Below are 2,578 nucleotides of genomic sequence, written 5' to 3'. Positions count from 1 at the left end.
TTTTCTCCTCAGTTTGACCAAGGCAATAGCGGGAATGCGGCGTGAGGGCTAGGGGTACGGGCGCTCAATCCACCTTGGCCGGTCCTGCCGGGAAAATGCCGGACATGACGACAAAACCGGGCACGCGGCGGACACGGTCGGTCCAGCGGCGGAGGGCCGGATAGTCCTGGCGCGAAATGCCGCCCTCTTCCGAAAGCATGACATAGGGGAAGCAGGCGATATCCGCTGTTGTGGGGTGGGGTGGCGAGCAGAGCCAATCGCGGCCGTCGCGTTCGCCGAACCAGAGGTGCTCGTCCATCAGGCGGAAGACGCGATGTGCGCCCTTCTGGCACTTCTCGATGTCGAAATCATAGTCATAGCCAAGGGCCAGCCGGGCGGCGGAACTGGTTGCGGTGATATCGTCGGCCACGGCATGCCAGCGCAGAATTTCGGCGGTGATCGCGGGATTGTCCGGGAACCATTGGCCGGAGGCGTCATATTTTTTCGCCAGGTAGGCAAGGATGGCTCCGGAGTCCGAAAGCACGAGGTCATCGTCCTTGAGCACCGGCAATTGCCCGAAGGGATTGAGCCGCAGGAACCAATCGGATTTGTGCTCCTTGCCGGGGAAGAAATCCACCGGGACGATCTCATAGGGCAGGCCGAGGATGCTCATCAACAGGCGCAGCTTGTAGCAATTGCCGGAGAGCTCGAAGTCGTAGAGGGTGATGGTCATGGGTCAGATATCCAGCACCAGGCGCGCCGATTTGGCCCGGCTCACACAGGTCATCATGCAGGTATTGGACGCCTTCTCGCTCTTGTTGAGATAGACGTCCTGATGGTCGACTTCGCCCTCGATGACGGTGGTCAGACAGGTGCCGCAGGCGCCTTGCTCGCAAGAGGACGGGACGGTGAGGCCAGCCTCGCGCATGACCTCGAGAATGGTCTTGCCCGCCGGGACGTGGAGGGTCATGGCGGAGCGCGCGAGCTCGATGTCGAAAGCGCTGGAGCTGTCGATCACCTTGTCGTTCTGGAAGTATTCGAAGTGGATGGTCTCGTCGGGCCAGCCGAGTGCCGAGGCGGTCTGGGTGACCATTTCCAGCATGGCGCCTGGTCCGCAGATATAGACGTGATTGGCAAGCTGATGGGGCCCCAGGACCTGGTTCACGGTGCCCTGAATGGCGTCGCGGGCAAGGCCGGCATGGATATGGACCGCGCCGTGCAGCGCTTCCAGTTCACTCCTGAAGGCGACGCTTTCCCCGGTGCGGGCGAAGTAGTGCAGCTCATAGGGCAGGCCCGACTTGTCGAGGAACCGCGCCATCGAAAGGATCGGGGTGATGCCGATGCCGCCGGCGATCAGCACGGTACGGGTGGCGTCGCGGCGGAGCGGGAAGTTGTTGCGGGGCTCGGAAATGGCCAGCACATCGCCTTCGCGCACGCTCTCCACGAGCACTTTCGAACCGCCCTTTGAAGCACTCTCCTGCTTGACGCCGATGACATAGCTCAAAAGGTCGCCGGGGCCATTGGTGATGGAATATTGCCGGACCAGCCCATTGGGCAGGTGCAGATCGATATGGGCACCGGGCTGAAAGGTGGGCAGGTGCCTGCCGTCGCGGTTGGCCAGTTCGAAGCCGATGACGCCGTCGGCATTCTGCCACTTCCGCTTGACCACCACGTTGAGCGTGTTGCCGCGTGGCACGGCAATGTCGGGCATCGTGGCGAGATCGGCCGAAACTTTCTCAAAGACCGGTTGGAGCGGTTCTGGAGCGGGTTTGCGGGACGCGGCGCGTTCAAGTCGGTCGCGTAAATGTGTCAGTTGCTCGTTGTAGTGGCGCAGGGCCGCCAGCTCGTCGGCCGGCCTGCCGGGTAGCAGGCCGCGGATGACGGCGCGCCCGGCATCGACGGGCTGTACGAAATAGACAACGTCGCCAAGGCGAACGGTCATGCCGGGCAGGAGGTCCGCCGGCTGGTCGTCCGGGGCAAGGCGGGCGAGACCGGCCACGACGTCTTCAGGTGCCGCATTGACGGGTATTGGCCGCAGGGCAAACCAGGTCTGGTTTTCGGCGCCGGGAAATGCGGTGAAGGGTTTCTCGTCATTCGCCGCCGACCAGATGAAACCGAAGGCTTCCTTGACCGGATATTTGCGGTTTTCGATGCGGCGGGCCGGGGCGTCGGCCGGGTGGGCCGGAATATAGGTGCAGCCCGCAGAGCGGTTCGCATAGCGCCAGCCATGGTACTGGCACTTGAGTTCCTGGCCTTCATTGATGCCGATGGAGAGCCGCACACCGCGATGCAGGCAGCGGTTTTCCCAGACATTGACATTGCCATCATCGGCGCGCCAGACGGCGAGCTCGCGGCCAAGCAACTGGCCCTGATAGACGTGGCGGAAGGGCAGGTCGTCGCTCGAGGCGATGGGATACCAATTGGGGTCGGAAAGGGAGAGGGGCATGTCGATCTGATCCGTTTGCTGCACCGGGGATCGCGCCACGATCGAATTCTTCAGTTCAGTCGTAGTCCTGGCGTACGGGACCGTGACTCCCTCTCCCTTTGGGGGAGAGGGTTGGGGTGAGGGGGCCTTTGGCACGCGCCGGATTGAGGAAGG

The 2,578-nt window shown here is 62.9% G+C and carries 2 protein-coding genes; both read right to left on the bottom strand.

What is annotated here, in order from left to right:
- Positions 1–64: 64 nt before the first annotated feature.
- Positions 65–712: a glutathione S-transferase family protein gene (locus tag QZ564_RS19115; protein ID WP_297113547.1), complete on the bottom strand. Its 648-nt coding sequence runs from the start codon at positions 710–712 to the stop codon at positions 65–67.
- Positions 713–715: 3 nt separating this feature from the next.
- A complete protein-coding gene (locus QZ564_RS19110; protein WP_297113549.1) occupies positions 716–2,425 on the bottom strand; it encodes a Rieske 2Fe-2S domain-containing protein in 1,710 nt (569 codons plus the stop codon).
- Positions 2,426–2,578: the final 153 nt, after the last annotated feature.

The organism is uncultured Devosia sp. (assembly GCF_913055165.1).
GTDB lineage: Bacteria > Pseudomonadota > Alphaproteobacteria > Rhizobiales > Devosiaceae > Devosia.
Note: the sequence above shows the minus strand (reverse complement) of the source record. Positions and strands in the feature narration are given on the sequence as shown.